The organism is Pseudomonas sp. OV546 (assembly GCF_900116845.1).
GTDB classification, from domain to species: Bacteria; Pseudomonadota; Gammaproteobacteria; order Pseudomonadales; family Pseudomonadaceae; genus Aquipseudomonas; species Aquipseudomonas petroselini.
The window spans coordinates 240,584-260,221 of record NZ_FPCE01000004.1; the positions used below are offsets into that span (position 1 = coordinate 240,584).

13 protein-coding genes are annotated in these 19,638 nt (G+C 61.9%); 4 read left to right on the top strand and 9 right to left on the bottom strand.

The features are described 5' to 3' along the window. Positions 1-233 precede the first annotated feature (233 nt). The 8 genes from BM403_RS11510 to glnE are packed head-to-tail and all read right to left on the bottom strand — an operon-like array spanning position 234 to position 10,186. Entirely contained in the window at positions 234-1,685 is a 1,452-nt protein-coding gene (locus tag BM403_RS11510) for a lipopolysaccharide kinase InaA family protein (RefSeq protein ID WP_093542854.1), read from the bottom strand. Continuing rightward, positions 1,685-2,437 (bottom strand): lipopolysaccharide kinase InaA family protein, encoded by a 753-nt coding sequence (locus BM403_RS11515; protein ID WP_093542856.1) that lies wholly within the window; start codon positions 2,435-2,437, stop codon positions 1,685-1,687. The genes BM403_RS11510 and BM403_RS11515 overlap by 1 nt, the downstream gene beginning before the upstream one ends. Next, the gene (locus BM403_RS11520; RefSeq protein ID WP_012721866.1) at positions 2,434-3,168 is read right to left on the bottom strand and encodes a lipopolysaccharide kinase InaA family protein; all 735 of its coding nucleotides are present in this window, start codon (positions 3,166-3,168) and stop codon (positions 2,434-2,436) included. The genes BM403_RS11515 and BM403_RS11520 overlap by 4 nt, the downstream gene beginning before the upstream one ends. Further along, positions 3,168-3,974, bottom strand: coding sequence for a lipopolysaccharide core heptose(I) kinase RfaP (rfaP, locus tag BM403_RS11525; protein WP_012721865.1), 807 nt, complete (start codon positions 3,972-3,974; stop codon positions 3,168-3,170). The genes BM403_RS11520 and rfaP overlap by 1 nt, the downstream gene beginning before the upstream one ends. Beyond that, a complete protein-coding gene (locus tag BM403_RS11530; protein ID WP_093542858.1) occupies positions 3,971-5,095 on the bottom strand; it encodes a glycosyltransferase family 4 protein in 1,125 nt (374 codons plus the stop codon). Before BM403_RS11530 ends, rfaP begins: the two co-directional genes overlap by 4 nt. Beyond that, positions 5,095-6,156, bottom strand: coding sequence for a lipopolysaccharide heptosyltransferase I (gene waaC, locus BM403_RS11535; protein WP_046033896.1), 1,062 nt, complete (start codon positions 6,154-6,156; stop codon positions 5,095-5,097). The genes BM403_RS11530 and waaC overlap by 1 nt, the downstream gene beginning before the upstream one ends. Before the next feature lies 1 nt (position 6,157). Next, complete coding sequence (gene waaF, locus BM403_RS11540; RefSeq protein WP_046033895.1) at positions 6,158-7,192, bottom strand: lipopolysaccharide heptosyltransferase II; 1,035 nt, start codon at positions 7,190-7,192, stop codon at positions 6,158-6,160. 54 nt (positions 7,193-7,246) lie between these two features. Then, on the bottom strand, positions 7,247-10,186 hold the full coding sequence (gene glnE / locus BM403_RS11545) for a bifunctional [glutamate--ammonia ligase]-adenylyl-L-tyrosine phosphorylase/[glutamate--ammonia-ligase] adenylyltransferase (RefSeq protein WP_093542860.1): 2,940 nt from the start codon (positions 10,184-10,186) through the stop codon (positions 7,247-7,249). Between the two features lie 383 nt (positions 10,187-10,569). Here glnE and aceE point away from each other — a divergent pair, with 383 nt between their 5' ends. From aceE to msrA, 4 genes are all read left to right on the top strand, one after another. Continuing rightward, positions 10,570-13,215, top strand: a complete 2,646-nt coding sequence (gene aceE, locus BM403_RS11550) for a pyruvate dehydrogenase (acetyl-transferring), homodimeric type (protein ID WP_012721860.1) — start codon at positions 10,570-10,572, stop codon at positions 13,213-13,215. Between the two features lie 11 nt (positions 13,216-13,226). Continuing rightward, a complete protein-coding gene (aceF, locus tag BM403_RS11555) occupies positions 13,227-14,876 on the top strand; it encodes a dihydrolipoyllysine-residue acetyltransferase (RefSeq protein ID WP_065945559.1) in 1,650 nt (549 codons plus the stop codon). 315 nt (positions 14,877-15,191) lie between these two features. Next, positions 15,192-17,876: a putative bifunctional diguanylate cyclase/phosphodiesterase gene (locus BM403_RS11560; protein ID WP_012721858.1), complete on the top strand. Its 2,685-nt coding sequence runs from the start codon at positions 15,192-15,194 to the stop codon at positions 17,874-17,876. 73 nt (positions 17,877-17,949) lie between these two features. Further along, positions 17,950-18,597 (top strand): peptide-methionine (S)-S-oxide reductase MsrA, encoded by a 648-nt coding sequence (msrA, locus tag BM403_RS11565; RefSeq protein WP_012721857.1) that lies wholly within the window; start codon positions 17,950-17,952, stop codon positions 18,595-18,597. A gap of 160 nt (positions 18,598-18,757) precedes the next feature. Here the strand turns inward: msrA and BM403_RS11570 are convergent, their stop codons facing one another. Next, positions 18,758-19,594 (bottom strand): 23S rRNA (adenine(2030)-N(6))-methyltransferase RlmJ, encoded by an 837-nt coding sequence (locus tag BM403_RS11570; RefSeq protein ID WP_010213693.1) that lies wholly within the window; start codon positions 19,592-19,594, stop codon positions 18,758-18,760. Positions 19,595-19,638: the final 44 nt, after the last annotated feature.

Below are 19,638 nucleotides of genomic sequence, written 5' to 3' on the forward strand. Positions count from 1 at the left end.
CAACACTTGCAGGCGATGAGCATAGGTACCTACACATCTTTTGATGGGAGCACGAGCATCCTGTAGTGAGCGGGCTTGCCCCGCGCTGGGTGGCGAAGCCGCCCCAAACCCAAGCACCTCGGTCTTGCTGAAAAAACGCGGCGGTTTTATTAGGGCGGCTTCGCCACCCAGCGCGGGGCAAGCCCGCTCACTACAGTGGTAGACGATGAGGCCCTTGAGCCTTGCTGCGGCACCTACAGGGGTCCGGTGATCTGCTTAGGCAAGCGCTGATCAATCTGTTGATACAACGCACTGCTCTCAGGCCAATTACGCATGAACCGCGCACGGTCCTTGGCATACGCCGGGGCGAAGCTGGCGGCGGAGGTGTGTTGGCACATCGCATCAAGGTCGATCAGCGACCAGCGGTCCTGGTCCCAGAACAGGTTGTGGCCCTTGAAGTCACCATGGCTGATGCGCTCGCGGATCAATTCGGCGAACAGGTGATCCAGCGCCTGCAGTTCGTTTTCCGGCGCTTCACCGCTTTCAACATACGGCGCGAAGCGTTCGATGATGTCCGGGCCCGGCAGGTATTCGGTGATCAGGTACGCGCGGCTGCGCAGCCAGAAAAAGCGCTTCTCCAGCACGGCCAGCGGCTTTGGCGTGGCAATACCGAGGAACGCCAGGCGGTTGCCTTCGCGCCAGGAATGCCAGGCTCGACTCGGGCGCCAGAAACGTTTGAGCCAATGGGCAAAACCCTTGATGTTGTAGCGCTTGATCACCAGCGGCCGGCCAGCAACTTCGACTTTGGCGACGCTGGCGGCGCCGCCGGTTTTATACAAATGGCCTTGGTCCAGCAGCGCATCGGCCTGCTCAAGCACCGGCAACATCGCCGGCGCTTCTTCACGACGAATCGCGCGCAAAGCAAAGGCGCCACGCACCACGCTGAACAGCGTGCATTCGCGGCCGGTCTTGTTCAAAAAGTCCTTGAGGCGCCAGGCGCTGACTTTGCGCACCTGTTTCTCCAGGGCTTCCAGCGGCAGGGCGTGCTCGCCGTTGCTCAGCAGGTAGTACACCAGCAGTTCTTCGGTAAACGGCTCAAGGTTTTTTGGCAACTGAGCGAAAAACACCCCGAGGTTTTCCAGCACGCGGTTGCGCGACAGCGGCTTGCCAGCCTCTTCGACGCGAATCCCGGCACCGTCGATCAAATACAGCTTGCCGTTCTGGCGCAGCAGGTTGTCTAGGTGCAGGTCTTCCTGCCACAGCCCTTTGGTGTGCATCTGCGCAATCGCACCCAGCGCTTCAGCCAGCACGGCGGTTTGTTCGTCAGCCAACGGCGGCAACGCTTCGACGGCGTGCCAGGCATCTGCCAAGCTCTCGGCGCCCTCGATGAATTCGAACAGCAGCCAGCCACCCTCGCCTTCCTGCAAGCCATCGGCCAACAACAATGGCGTGGTCAGGCCTTGCTCGGCCAGCAAACGCACGCCGCTGAGTTCACGCTGGAAGTGCCGCGCGGCCTTGCTGCCCACCAATAACTTGGCCAGTACCGGACGCCCGCGCCATACCGCTGCGCCGACATACCGCTCGCCCGGCAACACGCGCAGCAGGCTGAGCAGTTGCAGTTGGCCAGGGCCTGCGGCATCCGCCAGGTCCAGGGTAAGGGGCAGGCTCGGGGTGCGGCCGGCGCTTTTCAGCTCGGACAGGCGCATCAACGGTTCTCCTTGTGGCTACGTCGGGCCGTCAGGCGCTGCAGCCAACTGCCGACCAGTGCACTGTCCTCAGGCTGATCGAGGTAAGCGGCCAACAGCTGACGCACCTGCGCGTCCGACCACTGCGGCGCCCGGCGCAACAGCGGCTCGAGGTCCTTGACCCGGTCACGCCAGCCAAACAGCAACGGGCGGGTTTTCTCCAGGTCGATCAATTGCGCGGCATAACCGTCACCGGTCGCCTGCAGGAAAATGTGCTTGGGGTAAAAACAGCCGTGCACCTGGCCGACGCTGTGCAGCCGGCGTGCCAGTTGGCCGCAGGCCAGCAGGATTGCACGGTGCTGGGCGTCGCTCAGTTGCGACCACTGCTCCAGCAAGGAATCCAGGTCATTCCAACCGTCGAGCGCGCGGGTCAGCAGCATCGCGCGGTGCTCGCCAGCGACCTTGCGCTCCCCGTAGAACGCCGCCTGCAACGCTGGAATGCCAAGGGTGCGGTAACGGCTGATATTGCGAAATTCGCGGGAAAAACTCGGCTCGCCAAACGGACGGTGCAGGCTGCGCGTCAGGTAGTTGCTCTGGCGCTTGAGGTAGTAGCCGTGGCCGTCGAGCTCCAGGCGAAACACACTGCTCCAGCCGCCACCGCTGGTATTGGGCTCGTCCACCGCCTCCAGCTGCTTGGCCCACAAGGCGTCGAACGTCGCCAGGCCGTTGCGCTCCAGCAGCGCACGGTCTTCAGCCGCCAGGAAATCACTCATTCGCGTCCCTCGAAAAACTTCACCACGTGGCGAATACGCCGTTTGTCCGACGCACTCAGGTGCCGGCTCTGACGGTACTGCAGGTAGAAGCGCAGGCGCTGGGTGGCGGACAGGTGATACTTGGCCACCTTGTCCAGGCAGGCCAGGTCTTTAGTGATACGGTACTTGAGCCAGAACCCGCGCCAGAAATCGCCGTTGGGGCAATCGATCAGGTACAGCGTGGACTGGTCGTCGATCAGCAGGTTGCGCCACTTCAAGTCGTTATGGGTAAAGCGGTGATCGTGCATGGTGCGCGTGTATTCGGCGAGCTGGCGGCTCACCGCGTCGACCCACTTGGGGTCCCGCAGGCGTGCATCGTTACGCTCGGCCAATACCGAAAGGTCTTCGGTTTTCGGCAACTCGCGCGTGATCATCGCGCCGCGTTCGTAGGCCAGGCCCTTACGCTCCAGCCCCCAGGCCACGACGTCAGCGGTGGGAATGCCCCACTTGGCGAAACGCTTGAGGTTCTGCCATTCGGACTTGACCCGCGGCTTGCCCAGGTAACGCCGCAGGCCCTTGCCGGCGCCGGTGTAGCGTTTGACGTAGTAATTGATCCCGCCGCGCTCCACGCGGATCACTTCCGACAACGGGTCGCGGGTCAGCCGCTCGCCTTGCAGGGCGAATACCGCTTCGAGGCTTCCAAAATCATCCGCCAGGGTGGCGTAAGCAGGTTCCAGGTTCCAACCCGCCATCAGATCGCGTCCCCATAACGTTGCTTGCGCGCATACAGCTTGTCGGCCTTGCGCTGCATCAGGCTCAACGATGCCGATTGCTCGGCCAGGATCTGGCGCAATGGCTGGCGGAAGTAACCCTTGAGGAAGCGCAGTTTGTCGCGACGGGTCAGGCCGATCTCCAGCGCCGAGTAGTACAGCGCGGACAGGTCCTTGTCGCGCCAGCGCAACGGCAGATGGGCACGCAGTTGGGCGCGGTGCAGGTCGATCACCGACAGCTTGATGTTGTTCGCATCAATGGGGCTGGAGGTGTCCAGCAAGAAGTGGCACAAGTAGCAATCGCGGTGATTGACGCCACCCCGGTGCATGTCGCCGACCATGCGCGCCAACTCGGCCGTGAGGGCGTGGCGCAACGCAGGTGTTGGCGGTTCGGCGACCCAGTTAAGGGTCACGTCTTCGAGGCTGATGGTCGGCGCCAGCTCTTCGGTGATGATGAACGAGTGCTGGTCTGCCGGGTTGCTGCCTTTTTCGCCGAAGGCCACGCCGGTCATGGTCGGTACGCCAAGCGCCTGCAAGCGGTGGATGGCGTCCCACTCCAGGCCGGCACCCAGTACCGGCAACTTGGCGGTGATCAGGTTCTTGAAGATTTCCGCCCAACCAATGCCGCGGTGGATTTTCACAAAATACGGGCGGCCAGCGACCTCGGTGCGCAACGTGCGACGCGCCGCCAACTCACGGAAGACCTGGCCTTGCAGTTTCTCGACTTCGGCAAAGGCATCAAGCCCGGCCCACAACGTCTTGAACGGTTCGGCAAGAATCAATTTCATCGTTTTGGCTCCGCCAGAATCACATCCGCAGCGTGCTGCGGCATGCTGTAGAGGTCGGCCGTCTCGGCAAAGGCCAACCCATTGCGGCTCCAGGCCGCGCGCTGTGCAGTGTCAGTGAGCATGTGCGTCAGGTACTGGTTGAGCTGGCTCTGCTCGAACGGCTCGTCCAGCACCAGGCCGCTGTCGGCTTCGGCAATGTAGTGGGCATACCCACACACGGCCGAGACCAGCACCGGCAACCCGGCCACCAGGGCTTCGAGCAATACGGTACCGGTGTTTTCGTTGTACGCCGGGTGGATCAACAGGTCGGCGCCCAGCAGGAAACGCGGGATATCGCTGCGGCCCTTGAGGAACTGCACGTTGTCCCCCAGCCCCAGCGTCGCGCTTTGCAGTTGGAATACTTTGGGGTCGTCCTGGCCGATTACAAACAGGCGCGTGCGTTTTTTCAGCTCAGACGGCAGCGCGGCCACGGCCTTGAGGCTGCGGTCGACGCCTTTGGTCTTGAAGCCCGAGCCGATTTGCACCAGCAGCAGGTCGTCGTCGCCGAGGTTGAATTCCTGGCGGAAACCCTCGCGAATCTCGGCGGCATTCGGCGGCGCACGGCGGTCCTGGGCAATGCCCGGCGGCAGCAGGTGGAAGCGTTCCAGCGGCGTGTCGTAATGCTTGATGAACAGCGGCTGTTGCACTTCGGAAATCATCAAGACCTCCGTCTTGGCGTTCTTGGCGAACACCGCACGCTCGTACTCGGCGAAGTGCTTGTAGCGACCAAAATAGCGGTAGAGCGAGTGGCGCAGGTTTTGCGCCTTGTCTTCAAAGCAGCCGTCGGCGGCGTAGTACACATCCAGGCCGGGCATTTTGTTGAAGCCAATCAAACGATCAACCGGGCGCTTGGCCAGGTCGGCTTCCATCCAGGCGCTGAGCTTTTCATTGCGCCGATGGTTGAAGAACGCCTTGACCGGCGCCACCAGCACTTCGAAGCCGGGCGGGATGTCGCCTTCCCAGATCAGCGTGTACACACGAATCTGATGGCCGCGCTGCTGGCACTCCAGGGCGATGCGCATGAAGTCACGCTGCAGGCCACCGAAGGGGAAGTATTTGTACAGAACAAAAGCCAGTTGCATCAGTGCAGCTCCTCAGCCAATAACAACGTGCTCAGTCGGCTGGCCACACGCTCAGGGTTCAGGCGCGTGAAGCACAGGGGCGACTCGCGCTTGAGGTCGAACCGACGCAGGTCGTCGGCCGTCGGTTGGTAGGTACAGTGTTTTTGCAGGCACGGTGCGCAGGGGAAGTCACTCGCCAGATGAATCTGGCCCTTGCCGTAGGCGCCGGTGAGCCCGGGGTTGGTAGGGCCGAACAGGGAAATGGTCGGCACATCCAGCGCGGCAGCGAGGTGACCGAGACCGGTGTCCACCGCCACACAAGCACGAGCGCCGGCCAATACACGGGCGACACCGGCCAGGTTCAATTTGGGCAGTACTTCAGCGTTTTGCAGGCCCTGGGCGAGGCGCTCGGCGCGGGCCTTTTCATCAGCGTTGCCCCACGGCAACTTCACGTCCACGCCCAGTCGCCCCATGCGTTCGGCCAGCTCACGCCAATAGGCTTCGGGCCAATGCTTGGTGTCCCAGGTGGTGCCGTGCAGCAGCAGCACGAACGGTTTTTTCGGCGGCAGGCCGAGCAGTTTGTCGACGCTCAGGCCATAGTCGCCCAGGCCTTTGGGCAAGTCGTAGCCGAGGGCGACGGCAAACAACTGGCGCAGGCGCTCCACTGCGTGTTGCCCACGGGCCACGGCCAGGCGCCGGGAATAGAAGCGCGCGGCGATGGGCTCGCGGGCCGAGTGCTTGTCGAAACCCGCCACCGGTGCCCGCACATAGCGGGTCAGCCAGGCGCTTTTGAGCAGGCCCTGGGCGTCGATCACCAAGTCGTATTTGGTCGACTGGATGCGTTGCTTGAAACGCCGCCATTCGCCACTTTTAAGGGTCTGCCAAAGGTTTTTGCGCCAGCGGCGGATCGCCACCGGGATCACCTTGTCGACCGCCGGATGCCAGGTGGGAATCTCGGCGAAGCCTTCTTCCACCACCCAGTCGAATTGAATGCCGGGGATCGCCCGCGCGGCATCGGTCAGTGCCGGCAAGGCATGGATCACGTCGCCCAGGGATGAGGTCTTGATTACCAGTACGCGCAAACTATCGGACCTCGACCGCAGAGCCCTGCAACCGCTGCAAGGCCTCGTTCACCGGCTGCGGCAGCAACTGGCGCATGCAGTTGTAGTGGCCGAAACGGCAGGTGCGATCAAAACACGGGCTGCAATCCAGGCCCAGGCGTACCACTTCGACCTGGTCGGCCAATGGCGGGGTGAACCCCGGCGAGGTGGAACCGTATACCGCCACCAGCGGGCGGTTCAGCGCGGCAGCCACGTGCATCAGCCCGGAGTCGTTGGACACCACCGAATCGGCGCAGGACAACAAGTCGATGGCCTCGGCCAGGGACGTGTCGCCGCTGAGGTTCACCGCTTCTTCGCGCAGACCGGGGATCAGGCGCTGGCGAATGTCTTCACCCACCGGGTGGTCCTTCTTCGAACCAAACAGCCACACCTGCCAGCCTTCGCGGATCTTGGCCTCGGCGACCTTGGCGTAGTGCTCCGACGGCCAGCGCTTGGACTCGCCAAACTCGGCGCCGGGGCACAGCGCCAGGACCGGACGATCAAGTGCCAGGCCGAACTTGGCCAGGGCCGCGTCGCGGCTCAGCGGGTCAATTTGAAGGCTGGGGCGCGGGTATGGCTTGGGCAACTCGGCGCCCGGCTCGTACGCCAGGGCCATGAAGCGTTCGATCATCAGCGGGTAGCGGGCTTTGTCCAGCGTGCGCACATCATTGAGCAGCACGTAGCGAAACTCGCCACGCCAGCCGGTGCGTTTGGGGATGCCGGCAAAATACGGCACCAGCGCCGATTTGAGCGAGTTGGGCAGCAGGATTGCCTGGTCGTATTGCCCCGCCAGGGATTTACCGATGCGACGGCGGGTCGCCAGTTCCAGGGCACCGTGGCCGAGCGGAAAGCTCAAGGCCTTGCGCACCTCGGGCATGCGCTCGAGGATCGGCCGGCTCCACTCGGGGGCGAGCACGTCGATCTGGCAGTCCGGGTAGCGCATACGCAAACACTGGAACAGTGTCTGCGCCATCACCATGTCACCGACCCAACTGGGCCCAACGATCAGAATATTCATGTAGTTTCCACAAACGATGCGGGGAGGCTTATGCCTCCCCGCCCTAATAGTGTTTCAGCTCAACCCCAGCGCCTGCCAGATTCGCATCACTTGGCGCCGTTCGTCGGCGAACTGATCCCCGGCCACCGTACCGGCCTCGTTCTGCAAGGCCTGGCGGTGTGCAGCGGAACGGTAGGCCTTATACACCTCACGCAGCAAATGGGCATCGGCGGCGGGCATCAAACCCACCTGCTCCAAGCCTTCCAGAATGCGGATATTGTCGGTGTAGCGCAGCAACGATGGATGTTGCGCAGACCACGCCAAAGCCGCGTATTGCACCATAAATTCAATATCGACGATACCTCCGGCGTCCTGCTTGAGGTCGAACGCCGCCGTGGCTTCAAAGGCGTTGGCGCCGGTGCCGGCCGTCGTGGCCTTGGTGCCCAGGTTGTCACGCATTTTCGCGCGCATCTCGCTGACCTCCTGGCGCAGCTTCGCCAAGTCCCTTTCGCGCCCCAATACTTTAGCCCGCACCTGCTCGAACGCCTGGCCCACGTCCTGGCTGCCGACCAGCACCCGCGCGCGGATCAGGGCCTGATGTTCCCAGGTCCAGGCTTCATTTTGTTGATAACGATCAAATGCGCCCAATGAACTGACCAACAGCCCGGACGCGCCGGAAGGTCGCAGGCGCATGTCCACTTCATACAGCTGGCCCGAGTTGGTCTGGGTGGTCAGCAGGTGAATGATGCGCTGGCCCAGGCGCGTGAAAAACTGCGCACCGTCGATCGGCTTGGCGCCATCGGTTTCAGCCTGCGGGTCGCCGTCATGGATAAACACCAGGTCCAGGTCCGAACCATGCCCCAGTTCGATCCCGCCGACTTTCCCATAACCGACAATGATGAACCCAGGATCGCACAGGGTGCCGTCCAACCGCTGCGGCGAGCCGTGGCGCGCAACGGTCTGGCGCCAGGCCAGGGCCAGCACTTGCTCGAGGATGGCCTCGGCGAGCCAGGTGAGATAGTCACTGACTTTCATCAGTGGCAGGCTGCCGGCGATTTCCGACGCGGCCACGCGCAGGCGGTGGGCCAACTTGAAGTGACGCAGGGCTTCCATCTGTTGCTCAAGGTCATCTTCGGGGATACGCGTGAGGCGCTCGCGCAGCTCGGCGGCCAACTCCGGCGCCAACGGTGGCTTGAACAGGCGGCCTTCGTTGAGCAATTCGTCGAGCAGCAACGGGAAGCGCGTGATCTGCTCGGCGATCCACGGGCTGGCGGCGCACAGGGTCAACAGGCGACGCAGGGCTTCGGGGTTTTCCGTGAGCAGTACCAGATAGGCGGAGCGCCGGGCCACGGCTTCCACCAGCGGCAACACGCGCTCCAACACCAGGTCCGGGTTGGCATGTTCGACGGCCTGGGCGAGCAGGCGCGGGATAAATGCATCCAGGCGTTCGCGGCCCAGGCGCTGCATGGCACGCAATTGCGGGCTGTTGCGCAGGCCGGTCAGCGCTTTGAGGGCCTTGGTCGCATCGCTGAAGCCGCCTTCGGCCAATTGGCGGCACGCAGCTTCGTCGTCTTGGGATTCTTCCCACAGCGGCAACCACTCACCGCCCACGACCAGTTCGCTCTCTTCACCCTCTTCTTCGTCTGGATCGGCAATGACTTGGCGGAAGTGCCAGTCCACCCGCCCGCGCCAGTACATCAGGCGCTCATGAAACGCGGCCCAGTCGGCGAACCCCAGCATAAAGGCAATGCGCGCCTGATCTTCCGGGTCGTCCGGGAGCATTTGCGTCTGGCGGTCGGCGATCGCCTGGATGGCATGTTCGGTGTAACGCAGGAATTCATAGCCATTGCGCAACTCGGCAATCACCGCCGGTGGCAAGTAACCCTGGCCCTCCAGCGTGCCGAGCACCTTGAGCAGCGGCCGCTGTTGCAGGCTGAGGTCGCGGCCGCCATGGATCAGTTGGAATGCCTGGGCGATAAATTCCACTTCGCGGATGCCGCCCGAGCCCAGCTTGATATTGTCGGCCATGCCTTTGCGCCGCACTTCCTGCTGGATCAACTGCTTCATGGTGCGCAGCGCTTCGATGGCGGAAAAGTCCAGGTAACGGCGGTAAACGAAGGGCCGCAGCATGTCGAGCAGTTGCGCACCGGCCACCTGGTCGCCGGCAACCACGCGCGCCTTGATCATGGCGTAGCGTTCCCAGTCACGCCCCTGGTCCTGGTAATACTGTTCCAGCGCGTTGAAGCTGAGCACCAGCGCGCCCGCCGAACCATAAGGACGCAGGCGCATATCGACGCGGAATACGAAGCCGTCGACGGTCATCGGGTCAAGGGCCTTGATCAATTTTTGACCAAGGCGGATAAAAAATTCCTGGTTGTCCAGGGCGCGTTTGACGCCGACGGTTTCGCCGCCCTCAGGGTAGGCGAAGATCAGGTCGATATCCGACGAGAGGTTCAGCTCCACCGCACCGAGCTTGCCCATGCCGAGGATCACCATGTGCTGCGGCTCGCCGCTGCGCCGCCCGGTAGGCGTGCCGAACTGTACGCAATGGCGCAGGTACAGCCACTGGTAAGCCTGGTCGATGCTTGCATCGGCCATGTCGGAGAGGTCACGGCAGGTTTGCACCAGGTCAGCCTGGCGGGTCAGGTCGCGCCAGATGATGCGCACCTGCTGGCGCGTGCGCTGGCGACGCAGGACACGGCCCAGTTGGTCTTCTGTTTCTGCTTGTTGCACGGCGCCAGCAATCTGCCCACACAGCTCGCCGGGCGCGAAACCACGGTCCAACTCGCCCCAGGCCACCAGTTCGAGCAACATCAAAGGGTCACGAACACTCTGTTCAATCACGAAATCACTGGCGGCGCACACGCGGGTGAAGTCGGCCCACCGTTGCGGCGTCCACGCAGAAAGTCCATGATCGTCGTCCAGCGCGGCCACGGCGTCACGAAATGACTGCTCGGCCCGCTGGGCTTTTGGCAAGAGAATGGCCGGCAGTTCGGCCAGTGTTGGCAGGCTCATGGTCTATCCTTGATCGGCGCGTAAATGGCTTGTTGCTGTGGACGTGATACCGGCGCTACATGAAGGACTGTCGAACAAAGGTTATAAATAGCTGAAAATTCATAGTTGTTGGCAGGGAACATTAAACTTCTACCTTTTCTTGTTCGCAAAAGATCAACAATAACGATTATGCTCACCAGCCAGACCGAGCCATACGCTCAGTCTTGTGTAGTTTTACTACTCGTATATACATTCGAAAGGCTGAAATGGCCGACGATTTGTAGTAAAACTACAGGACGCCGAAGCAACCTTCGGCCATCCAAGAATTTATGTCGTCTGCCCACAAGGCCAGTCGCAAACTTCAGGCAACCGATTCTGGTAGCCTTTCCGCCCTGGAGCAAGCCATGCAAGACCTCGATCCCGTCGAAACCCAGGAATGGCTGGACGCCCTGGAATCGGTTCTCGACAAAGAAGGCGAAGACCGTGCTCACTACCTGATGACCCGTATGGGCGAACTCGCGACCCGCAGCGGCTCGCAACTGCCTTACGCCATCACTACGCCATACCGCAACACCATCCCCGTTACCCACGAAGCACGCATGCCTGGCGACCTGTTCATGGAACGCCGCATTCGCTCGCTGGTACGTTGGAACGCCATGGCGATGGTAATGCGCACGAACTTGAAAGATTCGGACCTGGGCGGTCACATCTCCAGCTTCGCTTCCAGCGCAACCCTGTATGACATCGGCTTCAACTACTTCTTCCAGGCCCCGACCGACGAACACGGCGGCGACCTGATCTACTTCCAGGGCCACACCTCCCCAGGCGTCTACGCCCGTGCGTTCATGGAAGGCCGCATCACCGAAGAACACATGAACAACTTCCGCCAGGAAGTGGACGGTAACGGCCTGTCGTCGTACCCGCACCCTTGGCTGATGCCTGATTTCTGGCAGTTCCCGACCGTTTCCATGGGTCTGGGTCCAATTCAAGCGATCTACCAGGCACGTTTCATGAAGTACCTGGAAGCCCGTGGCTTCATCCCTGAAGGCAAGCAGAAAGTCTGGTGCTTCCTGGGCGACGGCGAGTGCGACGAGCCGGAATCCCTGGGCGCTATCTCCCTGGCCGGCCGCGAGAAGCTCGACAACCTGATCTTCGTCATCAACTGCAACCTGCAGCGCCTCGACGGCCCGGTTCGCGGCAACGGCAAGATCATCCAGGAACTCGAAGGCGTGTTCCGCGGTGCTCAGTGGAACGTGACCAAAGTCATCTGGGGCCGTTTCTGGGACCCACTGCTGGCCAAGGACGTCGACGGTATCCTGCAACGTCGCATGGACGAAGTCATCGACGGCGAGTACCAGAACTACAAGGCCAAAGACGGCGCGTTCGTACGTGAACACTTCTTCAACACGCCTGAACTCAAGGCGATGGTTGCCGACCTGTCCGACGACGAGATCTGGAAGCTCAACCGTGGCGGCCACGACCCGTACAAGGTCTACGCGGCGTACCACGAAGCGGTCAACCACAAAGAACAACCCACCGTCATCCTGGCCAAGACCATCAAGGGTTATGGCACCGGTGCCGGCGAAGCGAAGAACACAGCGCACAACACCAAGAAAGTCGACGTCGACAGCCTGAAGTTGTTCCGCGACCGCTTCGACATCCCGGTCAAGGACGAAGAGCTGGAAAACCTGCCGTTCTTCAAGCCGGAGCCGAACAGCGCCGAAGCCCGTTACCTGAGCGAGCGTCGTGCCGCACTGGGCGGTTTCGTGCCACAGCGCCGCGCCAAGTCCTTCGACATTCCTACACCGCCACTCGATACCCTCAAGGCTATCCTGGACGGCTCGGGCGACCGTGAAATCTCCACCACCATGGCCTTCGTGCGGATCCTCGCGCAGCTGGTCAAGGACAAGGAAATCGGTTCGCGCATCGTGCCGATCATCCCGGACGAAGCCCGTACCTTCGGTATGGAAGGCATGTTCCGTCAGTTGGGCATCTACTCCTCCGTCGGCCAGCTCTACGAGCCAGTCGATAAAGACCAAGTGATGTTCTACAAGGAAGACAAGAAGGGCCAGATCCTCGAAGAAGGCATCAACGAAGCGGGCGCCATGAGCTCCTTCATCGCTGCCGGTACTTCGTACTCCAGCCACAACCAACCGATGCTGCCGTTCTACATCTTCTACTCGATGTTCGGCTTCCAGCGTATCGGCGACCTGGCGTGGGCAGCAGGCGACAGCCGTACCCGTGGCTTCCTGATCGGCGGCACCGCCGGCCGTACCACGCTGAACGGCGAAGGCCTGCAACACGAAGACGGTCACAGCCACATCCTGGCTGCCACCATCCCGAACTGCCGCACCTTTGATCCAACCTACGGCTACGAGCTGGCGGTGATCATCCAGGACGGCATGAAGAAGATGACCGAAGAGCAGCAGGACGTTTTCTACTACATCACCGTGATGAACGAGTCCTACCAGCAGCCAGCCATGCCGGCCGGTGTCGAGGAAGGCATCATCAAGGGCATGTACCTGCTCGAAGAAGACACCAAGGAAGCGGCGCACCACGTACAACTGATGGGCTCCGGCACCATCCTGCGTGAAGTGCGTGAAGCGGCGAAGATCCTGCGTGACGAGTTCAACGTCGGCGCTGACGTGTGGAGCGTTACCAGCTTCAACGAACTGCGTCGCGACGGCCTGGCCGTAGAGCGCAACAACCGCCTGCACCCAGGCCAGAAGCCACAACTGAGCTATGTCGAAGAATGCCTGAACGGCCGTAAAGGTCCGGTCATCGCGTCCACCGACTACATGAAGCTGTTTGCTGAACAAATTCGCCAGTGGGTCCCGTCCAAGGAATTCAAAGTCCTGGGCACCGACGGTTTCGGCCGCAGTGACAGCCGCAAGAAGCTGCGTCACTTCTTCGAAGTTGACCGTCACTTCGTGGTGTTGGCAGCCCTGGAAGCCTTGGCTGACCGTGGTGAGATCGAACCTAAGGTGGTGGCTGACGCTATCGTCAAGTTCGGGATCAACCCGGAAAAACGCAACCCACTGGACTGCTGAGGAGACTTTTTGTGAGCGAACTCATTCGCGTACCTGACATCGGCAGCGGTGAAGGTGAAGTAATCGAGCTGTTTGTGAAGGTCGGCGACACCGTCGAAGCCGACCAGAGCATCCTGACCCTGGAGTCGGACAAGGCGAGCATGGAAATCCCTGCTCCCAAGGCCGGCGTGGTCAAGAGCCTGAAAGTGAAGCTGGGCGACCGCCTGAAAGAAGGCGACGAACTGCTGGAACTGGAAATCGAAGGGGCTGCTGATGCAGCGCCTGCGGCGGCGCCTGCCGCCGCTGCCGCACCCGCGCCTGCTGCTGAAAAACCTGCTGCTGCCGAGGCCCCTGCAGCCCCTGCGGCTGCAGAACCTGCCGCCGCCAGCGTTCAGGACATCCACGTCCCGGACATCGGCTCGTCGGGCAAGGCCAAGATCATCGAGCTGCTGGTCAAGGTCGGCGACACCGTCGAAGCCGACCAGTCGCTGATCACCCTGGAGTCCGACAAGGCCTCCATGGAAATCCCTTCGCCGGCCGCCGGCGTGGTGGAAAGCATCGCGGTCAAGCTGGAAGACGAAGTCGGCACCGGTGACTTCATCCTCAAGCTGAAAGTACAAGGCGCTGCGCCTGCAGCCGCTCCAGCACCGGCCGCCGCTCCGGCTGCCAAGGCTGAAGCTGCTCCGGCTGCTGCCGCCCCTGCGCCTGCTGCAAAAGCTGAGGCCGCTCCGGCCCCTGCTGCTGCCGCACCTGCGCCAAGTGGTGCCAAGGTTCACGCCGGTCCTGCCGTGCGTCAATTGGCCCGTGAATTCGGCGTTGAGCTGAATGCTGTGTCGGCAACCGGCCCTCACGGCCGCGTGCTGAAGGAAGACGTGCAGGTCTACGTCAAATCCATGATGCAAAAAGCCAAGGAAGCGCCGGCTGCCGGTGGCGCTACCGGTGGTTCGGGCATTCCGCCAATCCGCACCGTGGACTTCAGCCGCTTCGGCGAAACCGAAGAAGTGCCGATGACCCGCCTGATGCAAATCGGCGCGTCGAGCCTGCACGCGAGCTGGCTGAACATCCCGCACGTGACTCAGTTCGACCAGGCCGACATCACCGACCTGGAAGCTTTCCGCGTTGCGCAGAAAGCCGTGGCCGAGAAGGCCGGCGTGAAACTGACCGTGCTGCCACTGCTGCTCAAGGCGTGTGCGCACCTGCTCAAGGAACTGCCGGACTTCAACAGTTCGCTGGCGCCAAGCGGCAAGGCGATCATTCGCAAGAAATACGTACACATCGGCTTTGCGGTCGACACCCCGGAAGGCCTGCTGGTACCGGTCATCAAGAACGTCGACCAGAAGAGCCTGCTGCAGCTTGCCGCTGAGGCTGCTGCGCTGGCTGCCAAGGCCCGTGACAAGAAGCTCACCGCAGACGACATGCAAGGCGCGTGCTTCACCATCTCCAGCCTCGGTCACATTGGCGGCACTGGCTTCACGCCAATCGTCAACGCGCCGGAAGTGGCGATCCTGGGTGTGTCCAAGGCCACTATCCAGCCAGTGTGGGACGGTAAAGCGTTCCAACCGAAGCTGATGCTGCCACTGTCGTTGTCCTACGATCACCGCGTGATCAACGGCGCCGCAGCTGCACGCTTCACGCAGCGCCTGAGCCAACTGCTGAACGACATCCGCACTATCCTGCTGTAAGCCGCAGCGGCCTCCTCCGCACCGAGGAGGCCTGGCGGCAACGATTTTCGAGCGCCACGCTCGTACCTCAACCCCGCCACTTGGCGGGGCTTTTTTTGCCTGCGTTCCGCGCCTGAATTTGGACAATACAAACAGGTTTGTACACCTTCCATCGCTCCGATTGAAGAAACCCCTCACGCGGCCGATAACCCCCTTATAGCACTTAGCCTTCATCCTCTCTTGTCAGCCCGCGCCGCATGATGCAACCTTGCCGCAGGCAACCGAAAAGAGGGCGTGAGCCCGGCGCCAAGTGCGTTATTTCAAGTGAGTCTCCCCATGAAAAGCCAGCCCGATGTCGCCCGAATGGCGGCCGAGGTAGTGACGCAGTTACCGGTGCCTTCGCGCCTCGGTATGCTGCGTTTCGAGCGGCTTAATGAGGCAAGCTGGGCCCTTCTTTACCTCGACCCCAATTGCGAACGCCAATTCGGCCTGTCAGCCGTCGAGCTTTGCGCCCTGATCGGTACGCCATATGCCAGCCTGATGGAGCCCCAGGCGCGCTACGAATTGCACGACACCATCCAGCAGCAACTGGCCCTGAGCCCTCACTATCTGGTGCGCTACACCCTGCACACCAGCGACGGCCCACTGAGCCTGCTGGAAATGGGCGAAGCCTACAAACAACACAATCGCCACCTGCTGCGCGGCTACCTGATGGTGGTCGATGGCCTGTTCAGTGAAATCCCCACTGCCGTTCCCACGGCAGACCTGGAAAACCAGAACAGTCGCCTGCAGATCGCCCTGGAGCTCAACCAGCGCGCCCAACAGGAACAGCTGCAGCATCTGGAGCGAGTGCGCGCCCAACAGGAGTTGATCCTGCTGCTGGCCCGACAGCGCTACACCACCCATAACTCGTTGCAAGAAGCGGCGGAGCTGATCACCCGCAGCGCCTGTGACATCTACCGGATCGACTGCGCCAGCATCTGGAACCTCGAAGGCCAACGCCTGGTGCCCATCTCGGCCTACCACCGCGACGACCAGCAGCACCACCTGCCCGAATCCATTGACGCAAGCTGCTTCCCGGATTACCTCGAAGCCCTGCACACCAGCCGCGCCATTGACGCCACCAACGCCTTACGCGATCCGCGTACCCGGGAAATGGCCGAGAACAAAGACATTCACGCCATGCTCGACGCAAGCATCCGCGTCGATGGCCAGGTAGTCGGGGTGCTGTGCCTGGAACAAAGCGGCTGCACGCGCGCCTGGCAGGCCGATGAAATTGCCTTTGCCGGCGAGCTGGCGGACCAGTTCGCGCAAGTCATCAACAACCACAACCGCCGCACCGCCACCAGCGCCCTGCACCTGTTCCAGCGCGCCGTGGAGCAAAGTGCCAACGCCTTTCTGCTGGTCAACTGCGACGGCGTGGTGGAGTACGTCAACCCGAGCTTCACCGCGATCACCCAGTACAGCGCCGAAGAAGTCCACGGCCACCGCCTGGCGCAATTGCCGGCACTGGAGAACCTCAGCGAATTGCTTTTCGACGCACCGTCGAGCCTCGCCAAGAGCAACAGCTGGCAGGGTGAATTCAAGAGCCGGCGCAAGAACCTCGAACCCTACTGGGGCCAGTTGTCGATTTCCAAGGTGTACGGCGACAACCGAGAGCTGACGCATTACATCGGCATCTACGAAGACATCACCCAAACCAAGCTGGCCCAGCAGCGCATCGAGCGCCTGGCCTACACCGACAACCTGACCAACCTGGGCAACCGCCCGGCGTTCATCCGCAACCTCGATGAACGCTTTGCACGTGACAGCGACAGCCCGATCAGCCTGTTGCTGGTGGACATCGACAACTTCAAGCGCATCAACGACAGCCTCGGCCACCAGACCGGCGACAAACTGTTGATCAGCCTCGCCCGCCGTTTGCGCAATAGCCTGAGTACCGGCGGCAGCCTGGCGCGCTTTGCCAGTAACGAGTTTGCGGTGTTGCTCGACGATACCGACCTGGAGACCGGCCAACTGGTGGCCAGCCAACTGCTGGCGACCCTCGACAAACCGATGTTCGTCGACAACCAATTGATCAGCGTCACCGGCTCCGTGGGCCTGGCCTGTGCGCCGCTGCATGGCCGCGACCCGCAAACCCTGATGCGCAACGCCGGCCTGGCCCTGCACAAGGCCAAGGCCAACGGCAAACACCAGGTACAAGTGTTTACCGAAGCGCTGAACGCCGAGGCCAGCTACAAGCTGTTCGTCGAGAACAACCTGCGCCGCGCCCTCACCCAGAACGAATTGGACGTGTTCTACCAGCCCAAGCTGTGCCTGCGCAGCGGCCGCCTGCTGGGCATGGAAGCACTGTTACGCTGGAACCATCCGGAAAAGGGCATGATCCGCCCCGACCAATTCATCAGCGTGGCGGAAGAGACTGGGCTGATCATCCCCATCGGCAAATGGATTGCGCGCCAGGCTTGCCGCATGAGCCGGCAGTTGACCGCCGCAGGCATGGGCAACTTGCAGGTGGCGATCAACCTGTCACCCAAGCAGTTCTCCGACCCGGACCTGGTGGCCTCGATTGCCACGATCCTCAAGGAAGAACGGCTGCCGGCCAACCTGCTGGAGCTGGAGCTGACCGAAGGCTTGCTGCTGGAGGCCACAGAAGACACGCGCCTGCAACTCGACCAGCTGAAAAGCTTCGGTCTGACCCTGGCCATGGACGACTTCGGCACCGGTTACTCGTCGCTGAGCTACTTGAAAAAATTCCCCATCGATATCATCAAGATCGATCGCAGCTTCATCCACGAAATCCCGGATAACCAGGACGACATGGAAATCACCTCCGCCGTGATCGCCATGGCCCACAACCTCAAGCTCAAGGTCGTGGCCGAAGGCATCGAGACCGCCGAGCAACTGGCGTTCCTGCGCCGGCATCGTTGCGACGTGGGCCAGGGTTACCTGTTCGACCGGCCAATCCCCGGCGCAGAGCTACTGGCGATGCTCAAACGTTACCCGCGCGGGCCAATCGCCTGACAGCGTCGTAACACTCGGGCACACTGGCGGTCTGAATCTTTACTGCTAACTCAACCTGACGAGAGGACTGATCATGGTCTTGCGCTCGGAAATTCTGGTGAACAAAAACGTGCTGCCTACTCAAGAACAAGCTCTGCCTGGTCGTGAAACCCCAATGGCGCTGCCAGAGACGCACTTCGTCAACGGCAACCCGCTGCTGGGTCCGTTCCTCGATGACGTCGGCTTTGCAATCTTCGGCCTGGGTTGTTTCTGGGGCGCCGAGCGCAAGTTCTGGCAACGCGACGGCGTGGTCAGCACCGTGGTCGGTTACGCCGGCGGCTATACGCCGAACCCGACCTATGAAGAAGTCTGCTCGGGCCTGACCGGCCACAGCGAAGTGGTGCTGGTGGTGTATGACCAGGCCAAGGTGAAATACGAAGACCTGCTGAAAATGTTCTGGGAACTGCACAACCCGACCCAGGGCATGCGCCAGGGCAACGACATCGGCAGCCAGTACCGTTCGGTGATCTATGCGACCACCCCGGAGCAACTGGCGGCGGCAAAGGCCAGTGCCGAGGCTTATCAAGGTGAATTGACCAAGGCCGGCCTGGGTGTGATTACCACAGAGATCGAAGAGGCGCCGACGGTGTACTTCGCCGAGACCTATCACCAGCAGTACCTGGCGAAGAATCCGCAGGGCTATTGCGGGATCGGCGGCACGGGCGTGACCTGCCCAATCTGACGCTATACCCAGACGAACAGGGTTATGTAGTGAGCGGGCTTGCCCCGCGCTGGGCTGCGAAGCAGCCCCAATAAATCCACTGAGATGTTTCAGGCAAACCGCAGTGTGAGGTTTTGGGGCTGCTACGCAGCCCAGCGCGGGGCAAGCCCGCTCACTACAGTTATTCAGCGATCAGCCAATCCATCTGCCACCCACCCTGGGTCTGGCCAAGCTTCTTGGACAACCACGGCAGCAGCTCACGCAGTTCCTCTTCCAGACCCCACGGCGGGTTGGCGATCGCCAGGCCCGAGCCGGTCAGGGTGTTGGGGGTGTCCAGCGGGTGCACCAGCAATTCCACACGCAACAACTTTGGTGCACCGGTACCGGCCAGGTCCTGGTAGAAACGGCGCAGCATGCGCTGGTCCTTGACCGGGTACCAAATGGCCGCGACGGTCTGGCGCATGCGGCCCACGGCTTCCTTGAGGGATGCGGCGCAGCGTTGCATTTCGTCGAGCTTCTCGAACGGCGGATCGATCAGCATCAACGCGCGCTTTTCCGGCACCGGCAGCAAGGCACGCGGCACATGCCAGCCTTCGCCCAGGTGCACTTTGACGCGGCGATCACCCTTCATGTTGTCCTTGAGCAGCACGCCGTCTTCCGGGTGCTTTTCATTGAGCAGCACTCGGTCCTGGGGCCGCGTCAGGCGTCGCGCCAGCTCCGGCGAACCGGGGTAGTAGCGCAACTCGCCATCCGGGTTCATCTCATGCAGCACGCGCATGTAGTCGGCGGTCAGCGGCGGCAGGTCGCTTTCGCCCCACAAGCGGGCGATGCCTTCCAGGTACTCACCGGTGCGGTTGGCCTGGTCGCCCTGCAGGTCGTACAGGCCAATGCCGGCGTGGGTGTCGAGGTAGGCGAACGGCTGCTCCTTGCGCGACATCAGGGCGATGAGACGGGTCAAGGTCAGGTGTTTGAAGACATCGGCATGGTTGCCGGCGTGAAAGGCGTGACGATAATTCATGGTTGCTCCTGCGCAGGGGGCGAAGTTTACCTTTTACGCGGGCT